Here is a 20,141-nt window from a genome sequence, read left to right as displayed (position 1 = left end):
CAACTGTAACTATAGAAAGTAAAGTAAGAATAGTAATTATCTTAACTTAAAGATAATATTTAGCCAAATATCTTAAAGTAAAGATATAATCTGAATGAATCAACTTAGGAGGCAATTCAAATGAACAAGCAAACCATGGGTATTCATCATATCACCGCTATTGTCGGGCATCCGCAGGAGAATATGGACTTTTATGCAGGGGTACTGGGACTGCGGCTGGTGAAGCGAACGGTCAATTTCGATGATCCGGGAACGTATCACTTCTACTTCGGCAATGCTGGCGGGAAGCCGGGAACCATTATTACCTTCTTCCCGTGGGCGGATGCGTATCAGGGTAAGATCGGCGGGGGCCAGGTTGGCGTTACTTCGTATGTGATTCCAGTCGGGGCGATGGCATTCTGGAGAGAGCGGCTCACGGCGTTCAAGGTGGCTTACACAGAGATGGAGCGGTTCGGGGAGCAATACCTGGAATTCGATGATCCGCATGGCCTGCATCTGGAGCTGGTGGAACGGGAGTCGGGTGAGCGTAATGAATGGACCTTCAGCGGGGTAACACCGGAGGTGGCGATCAAGGGCTTCGGCGGCGCGACACTATTGTCCACGCATCCGGAACAAACGGCTGAGCTGCTGGAGAAGGTGATGGGACTTACATTCGAGGGGCAGGAAGGTGATGTCGCCCGCTACCGCTCGGCTGCGGATCTGGGCAATGTGGTTGAGCTGAAGGTAACGGCTGTACCGCGCGGTGAAATGGGGGTCGGCACTGTCCATCATATCGCCTGGAGAGCGAAGGATGACCAGGATCAGCTTGAATGGCAGGAAGTTGTGCATGATAATGGATATGGGGTAACGCCTGTGCAGGACCGGAATTATTTCAACGCCATTTACTTCAGAGAGCATGGGGAGATTCTGTTCGAGATCGCTACCGATCCTCCGGGCTTCGCCCATGACGAAACGCCGGAAACGATGGGAGGCAGCCTGATGCTGCCTGCACAATATGAGCCGCACAGAGCACAGATTGAACAAGTTCTGCTGCCGGTTACTGTAAGAGAGCTTAACTAATCTGATCTGACAATACAAAGGAGGCACGAGCATGATCACTATAGATCCGCAGCAGGGCACCGAACGGGATAATTATAAGCTTCTGGTCGGGACGATTATTCCGCGTCCGATTGCTTTTGTAACTACCTTGTCGGAGGATGGGGTCTTGAACGGTGCGCCGTTCAGCTACTTCAATATCGTATCCTCCAACCCGCCGATGATTTCCGTCTCTATTCAGCATGCCGGGGGTCAGTCCAAGGATACTGCACGCAACATCAAGCAAATGAAGGAGTTTGTGGTTCATATTGTGGATGAGCAGAATGTCGGACAAGTGAATATGACGGCTGTGCCGTTGCCGCCTGATCAGAGTGAGGTCACCATAGCCGGAATGACCCCTGTAGATAGTCTGCGCATTAAGGTTCCCGGCGTTCAGGAAGCGAAGGTGCGGATGGAATGTGTCCTTGAGCATAGTCTTGAATTGCCTAATAATGATCTGATGATCGGCAGGATCGTGCAGTTTCATCTGGACGAGGCGATCTACGAGCAGGGGAGAATTAATCCGGTGGCATTAGGGGCGGTCAGCCGTCTGGCCGGGAATAGCTATGCGGGGATTGGGGAGATTTTTGAGATTGAGCGGCCGGTGTAACGATTAATCTTGGCAAGGCCAGGACGTTAGTTGGATATCCAACTGTTACCCCCGGCATATCCATGAACAGCGCTAATAGGCTATTTAGGCCAAGTAGATACTTTTGGTTCAAAGTACAATAAAACCCTGGCGGAAGCGCCAGGGTTATCTGTGTCATATAAAAGGATTGCATCGTGTCAGGGAATATGTTAATGTTAATAAACTGTCGGCCATTTTAACTTGAAATGGTCAGAGATAATGCATCTTATTTATATCTTAAGTATAGCAAACGGACATCCAGTTTGTCAAGCCGCCAGTGTGGAACGATTTCAGCAAGAAAAAGGAGTGTTCAGAGGATGGAAGAGACAAAGGTCTGGAAGCAGGAGCAGGAGTGGCTGGAGCAGGTGAAGGAGAAGCTGATCGCGGGGATCGCGGAGCTGGAGCCTGAGGTCGGGCAGCTGAAGGAGCAGGCTGCGGATATCCGCCGGGGATTCTGGGAAGAGGTCACAGTCGATACGAACTCACAGGAGGATTTCGAGGAGAGCTTCTTCACCATCACCCAGCAGGAAGCGGTTTTGTCTGAACGGGAACGCAGTCATGCACGCAAGCTCCGGCAATGGAAAAATATGCAGCGGCTGCTGCCGTCACCTTATTTCGGACGGATTGATTTCCAGGAAGAGGGACAGCAGTCAGTAGAACAGGTCTATATCGGGGTCTCCTCCTTCGCGGCTGCAGACGGCCTGAGCTTTCTCATCTATGACTGGCGTACCCCGATTGCGAGCCTGTATTACGACTATCCGCCGGGACATGCGGCCTTCGACACACCGGGAGGACGGATCACCGGCCGGATGGAGCTGAAGCGGCAGTACCAGATCCGCGGAGGCCGGCTCCAGCATCTGTTCGATTCGAGCGTGACGATCGGAGATGAGCTGCTGCAGCAGGTGCTGGGTCAGGGCGCTGACTCCCAAATGAAGAGCATCGTGGCTACGATTCAGGCGGAGCAGAATGCCATTATCCGTAACGACACGAGCCGGATGCTGATTGTGCAGGGAGCGGCGGGCAGCGGCAAAACCTCGGCAGCGCTCCAGCGCGTAGCCTACCTTCTGTACAAACACCGCGAGCGGCTGACGGCCGATCAGATTGTCCTCTTTTCGCCCAATCCGATGTTCAACAGTTATGTGTCTACCGTGCTCCCGGAGCTAGGGGAAGAGAATATGCAGCAGACGACCTTTCAGGAGTATCTGGACAAATGGCTGGGAGCCGCGTTCCGTCTTGGAGATCCGTTTGACCAGATGGAATATGTGCTCACCGCCCAGCAGCAGGAGGGTTATGCCGCCCGTCTTAAGGCCATCGAGTATAAAGCTTCGGAAGCGTTCCTCCACGCTCTTCAAGGATATGCCTACTTGCTGAAGCAGGAAGGGATGCTGTTCAAGGATATTTGCTTCCGGGACCGTGTGCTCATCTCGGGTGAACAGATCCGGGCTAAGCTGTATAGCTACGATCCTTCCATCCGTCTGCCGAACCGGGTGGAGCTGGTGCAGAAATGGCTGCTCACCGAGCTGGCGGCACTACAGAAGGAGGAGCAGGGGGCAGCTTGGGTAGAGGAGGAGATGAATTACCTCGACAATGATCAATACGCTGCAATCCACGGTAAGCTGCACAGAGATAAGGGTGTGTTCGACTTCGCGGAGAAATACCTCCGCCTGCAGGAGCTGCTGGTGCATAAGCGGGAGCAGGATGAAGGGGATTTCGATTACGCCGAGCGGGAGCAGGAGCTGCTGGGAGAGATGATCGTGAAGGAGCAGTTCAGACCGCTGAGACGGGGGATCAGGAAGTTCACCTTTATCGACATGGCCGGGCTCTACCGTCAATTGTTCAGTGATGAAACGGCCTACAGGAAGATGACAGGTGAGACGGAGGTGCCGGAGCTATGGCCGGAGATCTGTGCGCAGACCCGGGAGATGCTGGACTGCGGGACACTCTGGTATGAAGATGCGACCCCATATCTGTACATGCAGGAACTGATTGAAGGCGTGCGGACGAATACGCAGGTGCGGCATATTTTCGTGGATGAAGGCCAGGATTATTCGATGTTCCAATACGAGTTCCTCAAAAAGCTGTTCCCCCGCGCCCGAATGACTGTTCTGGGAGACTTCAGCCAGGCGATCTTCACACAGGCGACGAATCTGTATGGGGACCGTTCACCGCTGCTTCAGCTGTACGGGGAAGAGGAGACTAGCCAGTTCCTGCTGGTCCGCAGCTACCGCTCGACCTTCGAGATTGTGGAGTTCACCAAGCCGCTGCTGCCTGGAAGTGAAGGAATTGTGGCTTTTGAGCGGAGGGGCAGTAAGCCTGTATTGTCTAAGCTGGGGAGCAAGGACTTGAAGGCAGAGCGTATCATGGAGGATCTTGCTAAGCTTCAGGCTGAAGGCTATAGCTCTATCGCTATCATTACGAAGACGGCCGCCGAGAGCAGAGAAGCGTATGAGAGTCTGGCTGCTAGTGGAGGGGTGCAAGAGCTGAAGCTGATTACGAAGAACACACCAACTTTTGAAAAAGGAATACAGGTGATCCCCGCCTATCTCGCCAAAGGCGTCGAATTCGACGCGGTGCTAATCTACGATGCTTCTGCGCAGACGTATCATAGGGAGAGCGAGCGGAAGCTTTTTTATACGGCATGTACTCGGGCTATGCACCGGCTGCAGCTGTATACTGCGGGAGAGTGGACGCCGTTTGTTGACGGTGTGGATGAGGAGCTGTATGAGCAGACCGTAGTTACACTATAGATCTAAGAGTGCCTCTCCAAGTGCTGGAGGGGCCTTTGCATGTTGAGCCTGGTTCAACAATGAGAACGAAGCGAATGGCTCTGTGATACTTTTTTCATATCAAAAGGATCATTTAATGATATTTCACCTATTAATAGTGGTTTGTTACGCTTAAATTACTATTAATTTAGGAGGTAAGAAGATGGAATATCGGAAATTGGGTGCTAGCGGCTTATCGGTCAGTGAGATTGCTTTTGGAAACTGGATTACGCATGGTGCTCAAGTGGATTATGACACAGCCAAAGCTTGTGTCCATGCTGCATTGGATGCGGGAATTACTACATTTGACACGGCAGATGTGTATTCAGACACGAAGGCGGAGACGGTGCTGGGAGAAGTCTTAACAGGAGTGCGGCGGGAAAGCATCGAGTTATGTACCAAGGTCTATCAGCCTACAGGAACAGGGCCCAATGACCGGGGGTTATCCCGGAAGCATATCATGGAAGCTTGTAACTCTTCGTTGAAGAGGCTGCAGACGGATTATATAGATATTTACTATGCCCATAGATTTGATAAAAAGGTTTCGCTGGAGGAGACCTTCCTGGCATTCTCTGATCTGGTGCGTCAAGGTAAGGTTCTGTATGTGGGGATCAGCGAATGGACGGCTGAACAGATCACACAAGCCGCAGTTTTGGCCCGGGAGCTGAGGGTTCCCCTGGTGGCTAGCCAGCCGCAGTATTCGATGTTATGGCGGGTGATCGAAGCGGAGGTTATCCAGGCTTCAGAGCAGGAAGGAATCGGGCAGGTCGTCTGGTCACCGCTGGCCCAAGGAATTCTGTCGGGAAAATACCTGCCGAATCAACCGGTTCCACAGGGGTCCCGCGCTTCGACTTCGGCGGGTTCTCCATTTTTCGAACGATTGGCTGGCCAGTGGCTGCACCCGGAGGTCCTTACGGCGGTCTCCAGACTCTCCTCACTTGCACATGAAGCGGGGCTGACGCTGCCGCAATTGGCCATCGCATGGGTCCTGCAGAATCCGCAGGTGTCGTCTGCAATCATCGGGGCCTCCAGACCGGAGCAGGTACAAGAGAATGTTAAGGCTTCAGGGGTGCGTCTTGAACTTGATTTGCTGGGTGAGATCGATAGAGTACTGGAGGGACTGGTTGAACGTGACCCTGCAAAGACCGGCTGAATAAGTCTGTCTGCTCACCATTCACTTGGAATTATGATCTTGTAAAATCTCTACAAATGCAGAGAGGATGGCCTGATTCGTATCCGTTCTCCAGGCAGCATAGAAGGGAACAGGCGGCGAGTTTTCTTCGAAGGGTCTGAATACGACTCCGCTGCGCTGGAACACGGAAACCGAAGAAGGGACAATGGAAACCCCGAGGTTCGCTGCTACAAGGTTTACAATGGTATACATTTGTACGGCTTCCTGTACAATCTGAGGGTAAACATCATGCTCTGCGCAAAAACCCATAATAAGATCATGAAAAGGAAGTCCGTGCTTACGCGGAAAGAAGATAAATGGTTCGGAACGTAAAGCAGAGACGGGCACCGCCGGCAGTTCAGCCAAGGGATGTTGATCAGGCAACACGGCAACCAGAGTTTCGTTGATCAAGCTGCAATGACTAACATTCTTAGCCGGTTCAATGAAGCGAAGGAATCCAATATGGATGGTACCGTCATGTAAGGCCTGCCATTGCTGGGCAGAAGTCATTTCCAGCAGATTCAGCTGGATTTGAGGGAAGCGTTTCCGGAATATTTTGAGCACATCCACCATGATTCCGCCCTCTGCGGAACCGATGAAAGCAATGTTTAAATGTCCAATGATGCCCTGGCTTGCCAGTTGTACCGTTCGAATAGACCGCTCCAGTTGAGATAAGATCCTTCGGGCTTCCTCCAAAAAGACAGATCCCGCCGGGGTGAGACGGACTTGACGCTTGTTCCGTTCAAATAGCTTCACACCCAGCTCTTGTTCCAGTGCTTGAATCTGCTGGGTCAACGGAGGCTGCGTCATATGTAATTTCTCTGCGGCACGATGGAAATGAAGCTCTTCCGCAACCGCAATGAAGTATTGTAATTTTCGTATATCCATTGTGTTGGACCTCTTTTCCTATCCCTCTTGGCATTATAGCATATGAAGGAGGAGAAGGAGGACGCGTTAAGAAGCAGAGATCCTACGAAGAAGTGAGGGCTTCTTATTGACATTGCCAATAAGTTACACCATACTGTAACCAATACAGTATAGTGTAACTTAATTTTTTGATAAGAAAGGAGAATCCAATGAATACCTACACTGCGAAGCAATTGGCTGAGGTACTGCAGAGTGAAGATCCGCAGATGAATCTGCGGACGGTCCGGTATTATACGCAGATCGGGATGCTGCCGCCGCTTGAGTTGGACGGGAACAAAAGGGTGTACACCGACAATCATCTGCACTATCTGCGCGCCATCCTAGTCTTGTCCAAGAGCGGCGAGACGCTGGCTTCGGCACAGGAGAAATTGGCGGGATTGCCGCTGGATGATGTGATCAAGCTCGGGGATAATCTGCGGCTGTACCAGTCGGATCAGATGCTCCACAGTGAGCTGCATGTTATCAGTGAAGATATAATTCTCTCCGTTAGCCCGCGGATCTCGCCTGCGCTGAAGGAGAAGATGGTTGAGGCCGTCACCCGTTTACTTCAAGAGGAGGGACAGGTATGATCCAAATGCGTTTTGCAAAATCTGCTATTGAGCATGAAGAAGGCATGAATCATCTCTGGATTCAGTTGGCTCTGCCGTGTCCTGTGCAGAATGCCCGCTTACAATTCATCCTTCCGGCAGGGCTTCACCGGTCTCCTGATCTGAGTGGTACTGTTGAAGACGGCAGTGGGAGATTAAGGATTAACGAGATGCTGGCAGTAACGGACCTGTACTTTGAAATCTTCACGCTGGAGCCGATCCCTTGTGGGGAATATACCATTAATGTTGAGCTGTCCTACACGGGCGGCGATGGAACGTTAACCAATGTGAAGCAGGAAATCCCGCTTATGGTCGTGTCTGAGGAAGAGTCGGCTGCGATTCGTACTGATGAGGAAGTAGTGCGCAGAATTAAAGAGCTGCGGGGGATATGCGGCAGCAATGAGCTGAGACAGTACAACGAATACACCCCAGCTAAGCTAATCAGGCTTGATTCCAGCGCTATGTCGGAATGGGAGAAGAAGTACCGCGTTGAAGGGGTAATAAGATAATAATGACTAACCTCTAATTGGCACAATGTATAGTGCGAGCCATATAATTGCATCACAGGCAGGTGAAATCTATGAACTATGAGAACGCCGGGGATATTTTGCCGGAGAAGCTGTTACAGGAAGTGAAGAAATATGCAGCGGGCAAGCTGCTGTATGTTCCGCAGGATAACCATAAGAAGGCCTGGGGAGAGGTTTCAGGCCAGCGTCAAGCTCTGGTCAGACGCAATCAGATGATGCTTAATAAATTTCTGAATGGGACCCCGGTCTGTGAGTTGTCGAAGGAGTACTTTCTGTCCGAGGAGACGGTTAAACGTATTGTGTATTCCAAGAAGGATACGAATAAACTGGATTACCATCCCACTACAAACTCCGCCAAAGCCTACTCGGAAGCAGGCATGCTGGAAGAATGGATTCATACCTATCTGCTGTTCGGCCGCCGTAACAAGGGATTCTCTGACGGATTGCGGCTGATGTGCAGATATTATGCAGGTCCGCTGCGGATGCCGCTCTCCTTGCTGAGCAGATCCAGCGGACCCGAGGGTGGCATGATGTGGAGAGTGGACCGGGATTATTTTGAGCAAAAAGTGTTGCACTGGATGAATGATATCCATGCCGGCCAGGATACTCCGCCGCTTATTGTGAATTACGCACAAGGGGAATTGGAGCTGAATTGCGGCAATCCATTGCTGGAAGCGCTTAAACGCTCTGAGGTGAGTGAGTATCCTGTAATCCTATGGGTTACGGAGCGGGCGGATTACAGCAAGGCGCTGGCGGATTATGCTATGCACGTATAGGCTTATGCCGGGAATAGCTTTAACTATTCTCGTCATATGACCTTTCCCGGCTCTCCGGTATGATGAAGATATCACATAAGGAAAGGCAGACGTTGGGGATGACCTACGGGACTACAGGTTGTGCAATAGAATACGCCCGGCGGGGGGCGATAGAGGAGTGGTTACAGCTCTTTTTGAGAAATGACGGGGGTAATGTGGTATTTGCGGACGGATTACTGCTGGAGCCTAGAACGTATACGGGACCGGTCCGCATGGATATCACAAAGTTTGGCATAGAAGAGGGTCCCCCATCGTATTTGACCAGAGCAGATGAAATTGCCGGCTTTTATGACATTGTTGAGCAGATGACGGAGTGCTACAGCGGGTGGGATATGCCTCCGCTCATTGTTAATTATGCTGACGGGAGATTTGAAATCAATGACGGGCGTCACCGTAACGTGGCCTTGCATCAGATGAATATTACCTATGCCCCCGTGATATTCTGGACGAGTTCAGAGGAGGATCAGCGGTATATTTCGGAATACTTGAGTGAAGAGAGGGCTGAGTACATATGACAGCGACATTGCCATTATTCATTATCACCGGAGCCAGCGGCGTAGGCAAAACAACGGTGATGCACGAGCTAAGGAGACAGATGCCTGAATTTGTGCTGTTCAGCACGGATGACGATAATTTCGGGACGACGGGCCAGAAGCTGGAGTATCAGGACCGGTATAATGTGCTGTTTCATTGTGCGCGTGCCGTTGCGTTGTCGGGGAGAGGAACGGTTATTTGCGGGACGATGATGCCTTGGGATGCCAAGAAATGCGATGTATACGATGCGTTCAGTGAAGTGCACTTTATTAACCTGCATTGTGACGATGCTACCCGCAATGCCCGCCTGCGGGGCCGGGAGGATGCAGCAACCTGGACAGAGGATATGCTTAGGCAGCATCAGGAATTCGCGCAGTGGCTGCTGGACCATGCAGATACGGAGTATGATCCGCCGATGCCGACCTTTGACTCAACCTCTACACCTCCGGCCCGTCTGGCAGAACAGATTAAGGAGTATATCGGGTCAAAATGGAAGGGGAGCGCGGGAATTGTATCATAGCTGTATGTAAAAGTTTAAGGCCATCCCTGCCGGGATGGCCTTTGAACTAGTTTAGCTGGTATAGTCTATCAGATGAATTGGATGCCACCGCTTACGGCTTCATACTATCCCACAGCGCCTGGAAGGCACCGGGCTCAACCTCGAAGAATACCGGCGCATTGCTGTAGCGAACGAGTCCCTGGCTGAACAGGGTCAGCTCCACCCGGGTTTTGTCCTCCAGCTGAAGGTAGACCAGCTTGCGGTCTTCTTTGTCATAGATCCCTTGCTCTATGAGCGGCTCAGCGGCTAGGGGCTTGGCGGTCATGAGGGCGCTCAGGAAGCCGTCAAGCGCTGCGCCTTCGGGCAGCGGCAGGTATTGTTGCTTGCCGTTATTCCAGCTTTCAAAGCTCTCCCACTGGGCGGAGGCGATGCGCCCGTCCAGGTTCAGCTTGCCAATGAGATCGGCTCCGCTGTTCACGGTAATTCCATTCGTATGCTCGTACAGCTCCGCGAACACCTGGCCATCCACTTCTGTATAGGACATGACGAGGAAGCCGGAATCATAGCCCTTGACGGCATAAATATCCGTCTCCCCGATGTTCGAGGCCAGCTCGGTATACGCATCCTTGCTGCTCCATTCATCAATCCCGCTGGTCGTGCGGCCCAGCTTCTCTCCGCGCAGTGCAGCTGCATCAGCCGCTTCCATGCGGATCGCTGCCTGGGTATAGATATTGCCCTGGTAGACGACTAGGCCAATCATATCGGCCACAGCACCGGAGCTTTTATCCGGCAGCTCGATCTTGGGAATAACGACTCCGGCAGAGTTCCCGGCAGCAGGTGTACCCGGATCGACCTGGGCTACTTGATTCGGTGAACCTGTTCCGCCCAGCTGCTTCATTACACTTGGTCCGGCCAGGCCGATCCCGGCAGCAACCAGCACGCTTGCTGCAATATACACCATTTTACGCGGACGGCGCTTTTGTTCCATTTTACCTTCTAACCCTTGCTTCATTTCTCTGCTTGAACTCATAGTATCCACCGCTTTCTTATATTGGTTTCGAAACTGTTCTTCCTTCATTCCGCTTCTGCTCCTTCCAGTTCCAGTCTTAACAGCTGACGCCCGCGCTGAAGTCTCATCTTCACGGCCGACTCGCTGATCTGCAGAATTCTGCTGATCTCCTGGACGGGATAATCCTCGTAATAGTACAGATGAATCACAGTCTTATACTTCACCGGCAGGGCGAGCACAAGCTGCAAGACCGCCAGCTCCTCGGGGTTATCGGCCGTAACCGGCTCCACCCCTTCGAGCTTGACCTCGCGCTTGCGCCAGCCTCTGCCCAGCAGATTCTTGCAATGATTGGTGATGACCCGGATCAGCCAGGCCTTCTGGTGTTCGTCATCCTTGAATACGGGAGCCTTTTCCATCAGCTTGATGAAGGTGTCCTGCGTAGCCTCTTCGGCATCCTGGCGGCTGCCCAAATGAACCAGGGCAATCCGGTACAGCATATCTGCATATTGTTCGTAGCTCTTCATCACAGGATGGCCCGGCCGGGTCATGGGTTGCTGCATGAGGTTATGCCCTCCTTTATCTATAACACCCTTTAGGACGGCATCCGGTCACATTTTGTTTCCGGGAATTTATTCTGCGTGCTCTAAGCTCACCCTGATACAGCAAAAAAAGGGCCATGATTAATGGCCCTATCCCAATTCTTAAGATTCCTCAGATTCCGGCGAACATATCATTCAAGCGGTCCCAGTTGGCCGCGACCCACTGATTCTCCTGACGGAAGCGGACAAGCGGCGGGAATTCATCCTGCCCGGGCACGGCGATCCATTCGGCTTCCTTCCACCAGATTAATTTGAGTGACCGGATGAGTGTACTTGCAGGCAAGGGGGTATATTCACGGTAGCCTGTCACAAACGACCGTACCTGGTCCAGTCCGATCCCTCCTTCAGCCAACGCACAGGAGAGGATCGGCCGGGCTACATCGAACTCCGGATAGACGTAATGCAGCCGGTCGAAGTCCAGGATCGCTGCCACCTGATCTGTACTGAACAGGATATTATCCACGAACAAATCCCGGTGCCCCCAGCCCCGTTCGCAGGCCGCGAAGATGCCGGTGTCCATCCGGTCTATGATCCTCCGCTGAAGCTCAAGCGCCGATATCGTATCCTCGCTCTGCCGGGCAGTGGCCTGAAGATAGCGTGCCTCCCAGTTTCTCACCATAGACGCTTGGCTGCGGACCTCCCAATACAGCGGTAACGAAGCAGGCTGCGCATTAAGCAGCTTGTGCATCTGGCCCACAACCCTGCCCAGTGCATACATCTGCTGCTCCGTGGCCGAGCCGGGGGCAAGACTGTGCCCGTCACACAGAGTCATCAGCACATACCGTTCCTGTGAAGGCGTTCTCAATATATAATTCCCCTCGTATGAAAATAATTTCGGAACAGGAAGGCCTTCCAGGTATAGATGGTCCTGATGGCCTAACGAGATCTCCAGTCCGCGGGTGAGCGCTTCAGGGTAACGGATCTTGCTGTACTGCTTCACGAACAGACGGCCCTGATCACTGTCCAGTCTCCACTTCAGATTCAGGAAGCCCTGATCAATCTGGACCGCTTCCGTGACATGCATCCCGAATCGTTCTGTCATAGAATCCAGGATCTCATCCCGGATTCTTGCGGCTGTATCTGACATACAATATCTCCTCGTCGGGGTAATATAAGGGCTGGGTTAGCGAAGTGTTTACGCTAGTAGAGCATCAGATTTAATGGTGGAGTTGAGGCTTAGCGATGTCAGAAGGGCTGAAGGCGTGGAGCAATCCCCCCTGGGTGTCCCCATACTCAAACAGGGTTCGATCTTAATTGGGCGTTTGGCTCGGCGTTACGGACTGAGGCGCGCTTATTTCGGAGGAAAGTCACAACTTGGGCAAGTGGCGCAGGCAGATGAACCGGCCTCTTCGCAAACTCTCTATGTGAAGAGACAGCAGTGCAGCGACCTATAGGGTTATAGGAATGAGAAAAAAGAGCGCAATAGACCGCGCTTTCTTGGCGGAGACATCAGCCTGCCAGAGGCAACCGGATAAACCTCTTCATGCGGGGAGAGGGATGGACTGCCGGGCTTCTGCATTGTTTCCAGAGATGCGGATAATTGCTTAATCATTACTCGCATATCCTCAAGCTCTGCACGCTGCTGGAGCAGCTGTACCGAAACGATCTCGCTCGCTTTTTGATCCAGTGCGTGTTCAATATACTCGATCCGGGACCATATTTTATTCATAGGGTCACCGTCTGTATTTAGGCTTGGATTCTCCTGCAGCGGTCCCCTTGACAGCTTGTCGTTGGTGAGATCCGGGTCTATCCCTTCCAATGCTTCCCCCTGATTAATACGGTCTTTAATATGATTAAGCTGGCTGATTTGCTGCTCCGAGAAGGTATAGTGTCCAAGACGGTCCTTTGGAAAGAAATCGGGGAACATGGCCGCCCAGCGTTTGATCGTAGTCTGGCTAACGGACAGCAGCTCCGCAGCTTCCTTTGTTTTCAGAATTTCCATTTCAATCCCTCCAGTGTAGTTGTCTTCTATGAGTAATTCGTTATTCTTCGGCGGCCCCCTGCACGGGTGACAAAGGAAGTGCTGATTCGCCAATCAAAGTGTTATTACGACTATTCTTGCTCTCTAGAGAGCGGTGTACATACAGAAGAGTATAATTGTATCCCTGGGGAGTGGTCCTGCCACGCTTCTTTCTTCATGGACCAGAATTATAGTAGGAATACAAAAAAAGCTTTCCATAACCCCTTCCGGGCAATTATGAAAAGCTTTCTTCAGCTCGTTACAGACATTGTGCTGAGCTGCCTTAAGGGAAAAGGCAGGGGTTATAGCAGGGAGAGCTTGAACTTGAACGTATACGGACGGCCCGCAAGCAGCGTGAACTGCTCATGCGTTGGCGCACCCCAGCTGTCGTCGCCGCCGACACCCATTTGCTTGTAATTGACACGCAGCACGGTTTTGTCAGAGGCTGGAAGCTTGTAGCCGTGGTCGCTGGCTTCAAGCTCAGCCGGAGACCAAGGGAGCGCATTAACTTCAAGCGGCAGCGCGCCTTCTACGGATAATCCGTGTCCTTCGTGTCCTGCGGTAACGGAAGCGAACCGGACATCCGTCTTGTTGCCGCATTCCTGAGGGCGGAGGTAATCCGTGAACTGCTCACTGACCTTGCCTGTGTAGAGTCCCAGCGGAGCTCCAGCCTTACGGTCCCAATAGTTCTCATGCGGCCCGCGGCCATACCAGGAGATCGTGTCCAGACTGCTGTCCAGTTCGAAGACCATTCCGAATTCCGGGATCTCCGGCAGGCTGCTGCTGCCCGGGTTCAGCTCCTGGACAATCTCGACAGAACCATCTGTGCGAATCTCGTAATGCACACGCAGAGTGGACTGCGGCTGCGCACCCAGCAGATAGTCGGCGGTCACGAAGCCGAGATTGCCTTCCACGCGGCAGCTGAACCGGGCCAGCTGACGCTCATAGGAGGCTTCCTTCCAGACGGCGCAGCGCTCGGGATGCTTGTTGCCGAGATCGTTGTCGGTTACGGCCCGCCAGAAGTTAGGTCTGGCCGGTGTCAGCAGATACTCCTTCCCGGAGGATTTCAGAGAAGTAAGCGCGCCGGTTGCAGTCTCGAAGGAGAGCGCAAAGGCTTTGCCCTCAAAGGTCAGGAAGCCATCCTGCTCGTTGACCTGTAGCGTATTGCCTGAGCTATCCGGGTTGCCGGATGGAATGTACGGGGTTAACACGAACTGTTCCCAGGCAATTTCATGCGCGGCCTCAGACCAGGCGGTTGTGTTCTCTTGAACAAATGACACCGTTAGCACTGCTTCCTTGTCCGATTCAAGCAGCGCTGAATCCAGAGGAACCGTGAAGCTGGCTGCTTCGCCAGGCGCTGCGGAGAGCGGCAATTGTCCTTCCTGGGCCGCCCTGCCGTTCAGGGCGAGCGTCCATCTCAGCTGATAGTCTGCCAGATCCGTGAACAGGAAGTTGTTGCGGGCCTCGAAGCTTCCGCTCTTCAGATCCAGTGCGGTGATGATAATATTCTGATAGCATTTCTTCACCTCGTAGAGCTTAGGCGTCACGCTGCGGTCCGCGAACAGCAGCCCGTTGCCGCTGAAGTTGCCGTCATGCGGCTGCTCCCCGAAATCTCCGCCGTAAGCCAGATAAGACACGCCTTCAGGAGTGGTTGTGCGGATCGCCTGATCCACCCAGTCCCAGATGAATCCGCCCTGAATGCTGTCATATTTGTCGAACAGCTCGGTGTACAGATGCAGGCCGCCGCAGGAGTTGCCCATGGCATGGCTATACTCGCATAGAATATAAGGCTTCTTCGGATTGCTGAGCGCATACTCCACGACTTCATCCGGCTTGATGTACATCGTTGATTCAATATCGCTGGCCGCGTCCGAAGGTCTGTAATGATAAGTACCTTCATAATGCACCGGACGGGTCGGGTCTGCTTGCTTCAAGTGGTCATACATGGCCAGGAAGTTATCGCCGCCGAAGGATTCGTTGCCAAGCGACCAGATGATGACAGACGTGTGGTTCTTGTCGCGCTGCATCATGGAGTTACAGCGGTCAATGACGTTCGCGCGCCATTCCGGGCGGCTGCCGGGAACGTTGCCCTCATGCAGTTCCTTCTGCCCGTATTGCCAGGAGCCATGTGTCTCCAGGTTCGTCTCGTCGATCACATAGAGACCGTATTCGTCGCACAGCTCGTACCATACCGACTGGTTCGGATAGTGGGAGGTGCGTACGGCATTGATATTGTGCAGCTTCATCAGCTTGATGTCGGTGATCATATCTTCCTTGGAGAGCGCACGGCCGGTATCGCAGGAGAATTCATGGCGGTTCGTTCCCTTGAATACGATCCGTTTGCCGTTGATCTTCATCAGGCCGTCCTGGATCTCGAAGGTCCGGAAGCCCGTCTTGCAGCTGAGCGCCTCCAGCAGCTCTCCCTGATCGTTCTTCACCGAAATCAGCAGGGTGTAGAGGTTAGGCTTCTCCGCGCTCCATTTCAGCGGGTTCTTCACGGCTGCGGACAGCTTAAGGAGCTGAGTTCCCTCCCCTTCAAAAGCAAACCCGGCTGACACAGGCGCTGCCCATGCCGGTTGCTGTTTGCTGTCGTAGAGCTGCACCTCTACGGAATGTGCCCCGGTGACCCGGTTATAATAGTTCTCCAGCGTCAGGTCGACTTGCAGCTCCGCATCGGTGAAGGTCTTGTCCAGCCCGGTGCGGACGAAGAAGTCGGCTACCCGCACCGGAGGCGCAGTGTAGAGATAGACATCGCGGAAAATTCCGCTCAGACGCCAGAAGTCCTGATCTTCGAGCCAGCTCGCATCACACCAGCGGTAGACTTCAACGGCCAGCTTGTTCTCGCCGGGAAGCAGGTAGGCAGTGATATCGAATTCTGACGGTGTGAAGGTATCCTCAGAGTATCCGGCAAGTTCTCCGTTCACCCATACATAAAAGGCCGATTCCACACCCTGGAAGCTGAGGAATACAGGTTGTCCGTCCCAATCCTGCGGAACGCTGAAAGAACGGATATAGGAGCCTACCGGATTGTATACCGTCGGAGCGAAGGGAGGCTTCAGATCCGGCTCGGACACTTCCCAAGGATAGCGGACATTGGTGTACTGGGGATAATCATATCCCTGGAACTGCCAGTGGGAAGGAACGGCGATATCTGCCCAGCCGGCAGCGTCGTAGCCGGTTTTATAGAAGTCCTTGATCCGTGCATCCGGTGTTTCGGCAAAAGCAAATTTCCACGTTCCGTTCAGCGACTGGTAACGGGAGGAGGAAGCTTTATCCCCTTGCAGAGCATCGGCTGCTGCCGGGAAGGACATCATGGAGGCATGGGCGTCTATACGGTTCAATTGAAAAATCTCAGGATTATTGTTCCATTCGGGATATCCGTTGGCAGGCTGCTGATATGAGAGTTTGTTGCGCAAGTTAACATCTCCTTATATTGTTATATTCATATTATAGGATGGGAAATGTTCTGGGTATATATAATGATTTTGTTCAGATATAATAGAATATGAAACTAAGGGGTGCCGGATGGCATCGGAAGGGGGAACGCTATGGATAGCACGATGATCTTTTGCGAGATGGAAGATATGCTTCTGCTGCCGCTGTATGCAACGACCATCGGGTATTGGGAGCATCAGGGGGAGATGGCCCGGCCTGCGGGCTTCCCGGATTATCAGCTGCACCAGGTCCTCGGCGGCAAGGGTGAAGTGAATATCAGGGGCAAGTCCTACCTTGCGGAGGCGGGCGACCTGTTCTGTCTCTACCCCGATGTTCCCCATTCCTATACCCCGCTTAGCCGGGAGTGGGAGTTGGCCTGGATCTCGTTCAACGGAAGAGAAGCAGCCCAGATGCTGCTCTACGCCGGAATCCGCGAGTCCGGGGTCGGACGTCTGCGGGCTGAGCCCATACTTGCTCCGCTGGAAGAGATGCTTACCCTCTCCTCCGGCAATGAGCTGCAGGACAATCTTGAGCGTTCCAAGCTGCTGTATGCACTGCTGCTGGATCTGAAGCGCAGCCTGCTTCCGGCCTCGAATGAGGACAACGAGCTTGCACGGATGAAGCCGGTGCTGCAATATATTGAGCTTCACCTGCACCGCCCGCTGCTGCTGAAGGAGCTGGCCGAGGTGGCGTCTGTCTCGCCGCAGTATCTGTGCCGGCTGTTTCAGCGGACCGTCCGTGAACGGCCGGTGGCTTACATTAATAAGCAGCGGGTCAACCGGAGCAAGCAGCTGATGTTCAGCAGCCGGGGCCAGCGGATCTATGAAATCGCGCAGCGGGCCGGCTTCGAGAATGTCAGCTATTTCTGCGCCGTCTTCAAACGCATTACCGGCATGCAGCCGGAAGAGTGGAGAGGGCTGCACGGATTGGACTAGAGACTGCTATAATTAGAGACAGCGCATTTATACATCTGGATTATCATCCGGGCTTACGCCCACAAATTTTAGAAAACAAGAGAGCGGAGGGATATTATAGTGATCCTAGGACAGAGCAGAGCTTATCAGATCCGCTTAATGGATGAGCCGGCGGCCAGGGAGATTGTCAACTGGAGGTACGAACCGCCATATACCCTGTACAATATGCTGGATGCGGCTGATGCCGCAGAGGATATCGAGGAGCTGCTGGATGGCTCTTATTTCAGCGTAGCTGCTGCGGACGGAGCGTTGATCGGGTTCTTCTGTTACGGGCAGAACGCGCAGGTTGGGGAAGGGATAGAGAGCGGACTCTACCTCGATGGAACGGCCCTCGATATCGGCTTGGGGATAAGACCGGATCTGACGGGGCAGGGCCATGGACTGGCTTTTCTGCAGGCGGGGATGAGGTTTGCAGAGCAGACGTATGACGCGAAGCGATTCAGATTGTCGGTGGCAGCTTTTAACCTGAGGGCAGTCCGCTTGTACAAGAAGGCAGGCTTCGTCCTTTTACATAGCTTTGTGCATCAGCACGGGGAGAGCGAAATGGAGTTCCTGCTGATGGAGACCCCGGACATGGCTGCCCGCCAATAGCGCGAGTGGAGAATACACGGTGAAGTCTGTTAATATAGAATTATGGCATCATCCATATCAAAGGAGAATTCAATGTGAACGAGAACCTGAAGCAAGCGTATGTGCAATTAGGATTACCTGAAACCGTAACCAGAGAGGAACTGAACAAGCGGTTCGACCTGCTCCTGAAGCGAAGACGCGCCCTGACCACAGAGGAAGAGATAGCAGCCTACGAAGCGGATTTCCGGGCGTACAAGCTGATTCTTGATACCTGGGATGAACAGGAGATCCAGAAGGCTGAAGACGAGCGGCTTGCAAAGTATGGACGTTTCTCCGGTACGGCGAGCAAGTGGGAGACCTTCATGCGGCTCTACAAAACACATGTAATCCTCGGCATTATCGGGCTGCTGGTAGTGATTTTTGGCGGGAAGGCCCTCTATGACAATTACCAGCATCGACAATATCTAGCTTCCCTGCCGCCCGTGGATGCGAAGATTATGTTCATCGGCAGCTTCGGTGTCACGGATACGAGCGGCAAGACCGAGGAGCTGGAGAAGGCGATCATCGCGGCTTACCCGCAGTGGAAGCGTGTGGAGACGGTGATGACTTATCTGCCCAGAACGGGCGATGGCTCCGACTCGCTGGACATGAACTATATGCAAAAGGCAGTTGTGGAGCTGGCGGCGAACCGGCCGGATATCCTCGTGCTGGATGAGGCCACCGTCAAGTGGATTGGCGGGCAGACCGGATTCCAGAATCTGGAGCCGATCACGGCGGACGGGAAGCTTGCGGCGGATGATACCCGGATGCAGTGGGGAGTCAATGAGGACACGGGCAAGAATGAGCTGTACGGTGTGGATATTCTGAAATCCCCGTTCATCTCGGAGCTGCCAATCAATTATAATGCGAAATCGATCATTATCGGTGTCCTGAACGACAAGGACAAGGATAAGATGCTGGCGTTCGTGAAGCATATTGCGGAGGAGCCGCCCGTTAAGTAAGCAGGATACACAGTAAAAAGAAGGGGTGTCCCAAAAGCCATGAAATGGCTGCTTGGGACGCCCCTTTGGTTTGGAGAAGGATGTAGGTGTTCACTTGCTGTTTGTTAGCTTGCCTGATTATCCGTTCCGTTCGGCCTTACTGCTCCAGACGGTAGCCCCCGTGGAATACAGGACCGACATATTCATTGAACGCATATCCGTTACGGATAGCGGCGGATACGAAATCCTTCGCCTTCACTACAGCATCCTTCACCGACAAGCCGTTAGCCAGTCCGCCGGTAATCGCTGCGGCGAAGGTGCAGCCGGCGCCATGGTTATGAGCAGGCTCGATCTTCGCAGTCTCAAGGATGAGGTATTCGCTGCCGTCGAAGAAGATATCAATCGCCTTGTCGCCGCCCAGCGCCTTGCCGCCCTTGACGACAACATTCTGGGTGCCCAGCTGATGAATCAGGCGGGCAGCTTCCTTCATCTGATCAAGCGTAGTCAGCTTGCCGAGACCGGAGAGCACTCCGGCTTCGAACAGATTGGGAGTAGCCACCGTAGCCAGCGGCAGCAGCAGATCGCGGATAGCATCCGCACTCTCCGGGTTCAGCACTTCATCCTCGCCTTTGCATACCATAACCGGATCGATCACGACATTGGTCTGCTTGTTGCTCTTCAGGGCCTGTTCAGCCACCTTAACAATCTCGACACTGCCGAGCATCCCGGTCTTCATGGCATCCACTGGACCGCCGGCGAAGATCGTCTTGAGCTGTTCGGCAACGATGGCAGCATCGACAGGGTATACATTATGATGCCAGCCCCGGTCAGGGTCCATCGTTACAATGGTAGTCAGGGCACTAAGGCCGTAAGTGCCGTATTCCTCAAAGGTTTTGAGGTCTGCTTGAATGCCTGCGCCTCCGCTGGAGTCACTGCCGGCAATGGTTAATGTCTTAATGATTTTTGACAAAGGTAACGTCCCCTTCTTGTATATGAATAGTATGCTGCTTATTATAACAAAAATCATCGGCTTAGTCCGCAAAAAAAGTATAAGCTCCAAAAACGCACCGCTGCCCTTGGGTGAGAG

19 protein-coding genes are annotated in these 20,141 nt (G+C 53.1%); 12 read left to right on the top strand and 7 right to left on the bottom strand.

Going from position 1 to position 20,141, the window contains the following annotated elements:
* Positions 1-120: 120 nt before the first annotated feature.
* The 4 genes from NST04_RS24080 (at position 121) to NST04_RS24065 (ending at position 5,620) form a co-directional block, all read left to right on the top strand.
* Positions 121-1,059: a ring-cleaving dioxygenase gene (locus NST04_RS24080; RefSeq protein WP_341186473.1), complete on the top strand. Its 939-nt coding sequence runs from the start codon at positions 121-123 to the stop codon at positions 1,057-1,059.
* Between the two features lie 31 nt (positions 1,060-1,090).
* Positions 1,091-1,684 carry a flavin reductase family protein gene (locus NST04_RS24075; protein ID WP_341186472.1) on the top strand — a complete coding sequence of 198 codons (594 nt, stop codon included), beginning with the start codon at positions 1,091-1,093 and terminating at the stop codon, positions 1,682-1,684.
* 335 nt (positions 1,685-2,019) lie between these two features.
* Positions 2,020-4,449: an RNA polymerase recycling motor HelD gene (gene helD, locus NST04_RS24070; RefSeq protein ID WP_341186471.1), complete on the top strand. Its 2,430-nt coding sequence runs from the start codon at positions 2,020-2,022 to the stop codon at positions 4,447-4,449.
* A 181-nt stretch (positions 4,450-4,630) separates the two neighbouring features.
* Complete coding sequence (locus NST04_RS24065) at positions 4,631-5,620, top strand: aldo/keto reductase family protein (protein ID WP_341186470.1); 990 nt, start codon at positions 4,631-4,633, stop codon at positions 5,618-5,620.
* Between the two features lie 21 nt (positions 5,621-5,641).
* Here the strand turns inward: NST04_RS24065 and NST04_RS24060 are convergent, their stop codons facing one another.
* A complete protein-coding gene (locus NST04_RS24060; RefSeq protein ID WP_341186469.1) occupies positions 5,642-6,526 on the bottom strand; it encodes a LysR substrate-binding domain-containing protein in 885 nt (294 codons plus the stop codon).
* A 188-nt stretch (positions 6,527-6,714) separates the two neighbouring features.
* Here NST04_RS24060 and NST04_RS24055 point away from each other — a divergent pair, with 188 nt between their 5' ends.
* The 5 genes from NST04_RS24055 (at position 6,715) to NST04_RS24035 (ending at position 9,548) form a co-directional block, all read left to right on the top strand.
* Positions 6,715-7,134, top strand: a complete 420-nt coding sequence (locus NST04_RS24055) for a MerR family transcriptional regulator (protein ID WP_341186468.1) — start codon at positions 6,715-6,717, stop codon at positions 7,132-7,134.
* Positions 7,131-7,661 (top strand): hypothetical protein, encoded by a 531-nt coding sequence (locus NST04_RS24050; protein WP_341186467.1) that lies wholly within the window; start codon positions 7,131-7,133, stop codon positions 7,659-7,661. The genes NST04_RS24055 and NST04_RS24050 overlap by 4 nt, the downstream gene beginning before the upstream one ends.
* 71 nt (positions 7,662-7,732) lie before the next feature.
* On the top strand, positions 7,733-8,455 hold the full coding sequence (locus NST04_RS24045) for a CD3324 family protein (protein ID WP_341186466.1): 723 nt from the start codon (positions 7,733-7,735) through the stop codon (positions 8,453-8,455).
* A 59-nt stretch (positions 8,456-8,514) separates the two neighbouring features.
* On the top strand, positions 8,515-9,009 hold the full coding sequence (locus tag NST04_RS24040; protein WP_341186465.1) for a ParB N-terminal domain-containing protein: 495 nt from the start codon (positions 8,515-8,517) through the stop codon (positions 9,007-9,009).
* Positions 9,006-9,548, top strand: a complete 543-nt coding sequence (locus NST04_RS24035; RefSeq protein ID WP_341186464.1) for an AAA family ATPase — start codon at positions 9,006-9,008, stop codon at positions 9,546-9,548. The genes NST04_RS24040 and NST04_RS24035 overlap by 4 nt, the downstream gene beginning before the upstream one ends.
* A gap of 91 nt (positions 9,549-9,639) precedes the next feature.
* On the opposite strand, the gene NST04_RS24030 is transcribed toward NST04_RS24035, so the two are convergent.
* The 5 genes from NST04_RS24030 to NST04_RS24010 all read right to left on the bottom strand — a co-directional run bounded on the left by NST04_RS24030 (position 9,640) and on the right by NST04_RS24010 (position 16,511).
* Positions 9,640-10,539 (bottom strand): hypothetical protein, encoded by a 900-nt coding sequence (locus NST04_RS24030; protein ID WP_341186463.1) that lies wholly within the window; start codon positions 10,537-10,539, stop codon positions 9,640-9,642.
* Between the two features lie 62 nt (positions 10,540-10,601).
* A complete protein-coding gene (locus NST04_RS24025) occupies positions 10,602-11,096 on the bottom strand; it encodes an RNA polymerase sigma factor (RefSeq protein WP_036729806.1) in 495 nt (164 codons plus the stop codon).
* Between the two features lie 151 nt (positions 11,097-11,247).
* Positions 11,248-12,222 carry a phosphotransferase gene (locus tag NST04_RS24020; RefSeq protein WP_341186462.1) on the bottom strand — a complete coding sequence of 325 codons (975 nt, stop codon included), beginning with the start codon at positions 12,220-12,222 and terminating at the stop codon, positions 11,248-11,250.
* A 309-nt stretch (positions 12,223-12,531) separates the two neighbouring features.
* The gene (locus NST04_RS24015) at positions 12,532-13,077 is read right to left on the bottom strand and encodes a MerR family transcriptional regulator (RefSeq protein WP_341186461.1); all 546 of its coding nucleotides are present in this window, start codon (positions 13,075-13,077) and stop codon (positions 12,532-12,534) included.
* Positions 13,078-13,397: 320 nt separating this feature from the next.
* Positions 13,398-16,511 carry a glycoside hydrolase family 2 TIM barrel-domain containing protein gene (locus NST04_RS24010; protein WP_341186460.1) on the bottom strand — a complete coding sequence of 1,038 codons (3,114 nt, stop codon included), beginning with the start codon at positions 16,509-16,511 and terminating at the stop codon, positions 13,398-13,400.
* A 132-nt stretch (positions 16,512-16,643) separates the two neighbouring features.
* Between NST04_RS24010 and NST04_RS24005 the strand changes: the two genes are divergently transcribed.
* The 3 genes from NST04_RS24005 (at position 16,644) to NST04_RS23995 (ending at position 19,075) form a co-directional block, all read left to right on the top strand.
* A complete protein-coding gene (locus NST04_RS24005; RefSeq protein ID WP_341020904.1) occupies positions 16,644-17,465 on the top strand; it encodes an AraC family transcriptional regulator in 822 nt (273 codons plus the stop codon).
* Positions 17,466-17,564: 99 nt separating this feature from the next.
* Complete coding sequence (locus NST04_RS24000; protein ID WP_341186459.1) at positions 17,565-18,095, top strand: GNAT family N-acetyltransferase; 531 nt, start codon at positions 17,565-17,567, stop codon at positions 18,093-18,095.
* Positions 18,096-18,169: 74 nt separating this feature from the next.
* Positions 18,170-19,075 carry a hypothetical protein gene (locus NST04_RS23995; protein WP_341186458.1) on the top strand — a complete coding sequence of 302 codons (906 nt, stop codon included), beginning with the start codon at positions 18,170-18,172 and terminating at the stop codon, positions 19,073-19,075.
* Positions 19,076-19,211: 136 nt separating this feature from the next.
* Here the strand turns inward: NST04_RS23995 and thiD are convergent, their stop codons facing one another.
* Positions 19,212-20,024 (bottom strand): bifunctional hydroxymethylpyrimidine kinase/phosphomethylpyrimidine kinase, encoded by an 813-nt coding sequence (thiD, locus tag NST04_RS23990; protein WP_341186457.1) that lies wholly within the window; start codon positions 20,022-20,024, stop codon positions 19,212-19,214.
* Positions 20,025-20,141: the final 117 nt, after the last annotated feature.

The organism is Paenibacillus sp. FSL H7-0756 (assembly GCF_038006765.1).
In the GTDB taxonomy this organism is placed as follows: domain Bacteria; phylum Bacillota; class Bacilli; order Paenibacillales; family Paenibacillaceae; genus Paenibacillus_AQ.
Note: the sequence above shows the minus strand (reverse complement) of the source record. Positions and strands in the feature narration are given on the sequence as shown.

What these genes read in the sequence shown, in the direction of transcription:
- NST04_RS24065 (WP_341186470.1), top strand. Translation starts at nt 4,631, where the DNA reads ATGGAATATCGGAAATTGGGTGCTAGCGGCTTATCGGTCAGTGAGATT.
- NST04_RS24080 (WP_341186473.1), top strand. Translation starts at nt 121, where the DNA reads ATGAACAAGCAAACCATGGGTATTCATCATATCACCGCTATTGTCGGG.
- NST04_RS24050 (WP_341186467.1), top strand. Translation starts at nt 7,131, where the DNA reads ATGATCCAAATGCGTTTTGCAAAATCTGCTATTGAGCATGAAGAAGGC.
- NST04_RS24055 (WP_341186468.1), top strand. Translation starts at nt 6,715, where the DNA reads ATGAATACCTACACTGCGAAGCAATTGGCTGAGGTACTGCAGAGTGAA.
- NST04_RS24045 (WP_341186466.1), top strand. Translation starts at nt 7,733, where the DNA reads ATGAACTATGAGAACGCCGGGGATATTTTGCCGGAGAAGCTGTTACAG.
- NST04_RS24020 (WP_341186462.1), bottom strand. Translation starts at nt 12,222, where the DNA reads ATGTCAGATACAGCCGCAAGAATCCGGGATGAGATCCTGGATTCTATG.
- NST04_RS24035 (WP_341186464.1), top strand. Translation starts at nt 9,006, where the DNA reads ATGACAGCGACATTGCCATTATTCATTATCACCGGAGCCAGCGGCGTA.
- NST04_RS24075 (WP_341186472.1), top strand. Translation starts at nt 1,091, where the DNA reads ATGATCACTATAGATCCGCAGCAGGGCACCGAACGGGATAATTATAAG.
- NST04_RS24005 (WP_341020904.1), top strand. Translation starts at nt 16,644, where the DNA reads ATGGATAGCACGATGATCTTTTGCGAGATGGAAGATATGCTTCTGCTG.
- NST04_RS24060 (WP_341186469.1), bottom strand. Translation starts at nt 6,526, where the DNA reads ATGGATATACGAAAATTACAATACTTCATTGCGGTTGCGGAAGAGCTT.
- NST04_RS24015 (WP_341186461.1), bottom strand. Translation starts at nt 13,077, where the DNA reads ATGGAAATTCTGAAAACAAAGGAAGCTGCGGAGCTGCTGTCCGTTAGC.
- NST04_RS24030 (WP_341186463.1), bottom strand. Translation starts at nt 10,539, where the DNA reads ATGAAGCAAGGGTTAGAAGGTAAAATGGAACAAAAGCGCCGTCCGCGT.
- NST04_RS24040 (WP_341186465.1), top strand. Translation starts at nt 8,515, where the DNA reads ATGATGAAGATATCACATAAGGAAAGGCAGACGTTGGGGATGACCTAC.
- helD (WP_341186471.1), top strand. Translation starts at nt 2,020, where the DNA reads ATGGAAGAGACAAAGGTCTGGAAGCAGGAGCAGGAGTGGCTGGAGCAG.
- NST04_RS24025 (WP_036729806.1), bottom strand. Translation starts at nt 11,096, where the DNA reads ATGCAGCAACCCATGACCCGGCCGGGCCATCCTGTGATGAAGAGCTAC.